Origin of the sequence: Vibrio sp. 10N.247.311.47 (assembly GCF_041467535.1) — a bacterium.
Taxonomy (GTDB): Bacteria; Pseudomonadota; Gammaproteobacteria; order Enterobacterales; family Vibrionaceae; genus Vibrio; species Vibrio crassostreae_C.
The window spans coordinates 1-1092 of record NZ_JBFSUR010000114.1; the positions used below are offsets into that span (position 1 = coordinate 1).

1 protein-coding gene is annotated in these 1092 nt (G+C 52.7%); it reads left to right on the forward strand.

The annotated features are described in order from the left end of the window. Nucleotides 1-1092, forward strand: a 1092-nt coding sequence (locus AB6E51_RS24510; RefSeq protein WP_372140322.1) for a type II and III secretion system protein, incomplete at both ends; no start/stop codon positions are given.

Sequence of the window (1092 nt, forward strand, 5' to 3'; positions counted from 1 at the left end):
GAACATGGTACTCAGCGATGTGTTGTCACCCCTTGATAAGCAAGCGTGGTTTGGGGCCGGCGTGAGCCCGAATACGCGCGTGCGTATTCAACATGACGGCTCACTGTCGGCATTGCTCAATGATATTGAGCGTCAGCTTAATGTTGGCTTCACCCCTAAAGGGGACACCTTGAACGTCGAACGCTTTGTGTCGCGCACCTTTGAACTGGAATTGCCGCCAGGGATGCTCAGTGACCAGATTGGCAGCGGTGAAAACAGTGAAGGCAGCAGCGATGAGGAAGCCTCTGCAAAAGTGGACGGGCAATACGTCACCTTATCGAGCAGTGATGTGGATGTGTTTGGAGAAGTGGCATTGGGCGTGGAAGCGTTATTGCAACTCGACCCGGATTTAACCGGAGAGGGAGATGCACAAGAATCCTTAGTGGGCTCTGTGCAAGCGGTGCCGTCCCTGTCTCGCTTAGTGGTACGCACCACGCCAGGGCGTATGCGTGAAGTGGTGGCGTTTGTCGAGCAGTCGAAACAATCGCTGACGCGCCAAGTGGCCTTAGAAGTGCAAGTGCTTGAGTTTCGCTCCAATCTTGGCCATGACCGAGGGATTGACTGGAATATCGTTCGCGATATTGGCGGCGACAACAGCCTGAGCTTTTTCATTCCTGGCACCAGTTTGGTTTCTGGCTCATCGAGTCCTGGCTTTGCGTTTACGGGCGGCGGCAAATGGTCGGGCTCTACGGCCTTGATTAATGCATTGAACCAGCAAGGGCAGGTATCGACGGAAACGCCTATCACGATATTGGTACAAAACCATCAGACCAACCACATCACTCAAGAGCGCATTATCGAGTTTGTTGAAAACATCAGCTCAGACAGTGACGAGGGTGTTATCACCACCGATACCGAGCGCGGTAAGCGCAGTGAGGGGGTGGATTTCATTGTCGTTCCGAACATTCAGCGCGATCACGTTTATCTTCGAACCTCGGGCATGTTGACCAAAATTGAATCGCTAGAGACGCAAGAGGTGGGCGGTGAAACCTTGGTCTTCCCACAAATGCGTGAAGCCAAAATCAACTTTGCCAACAAGCTCAAATACGGACA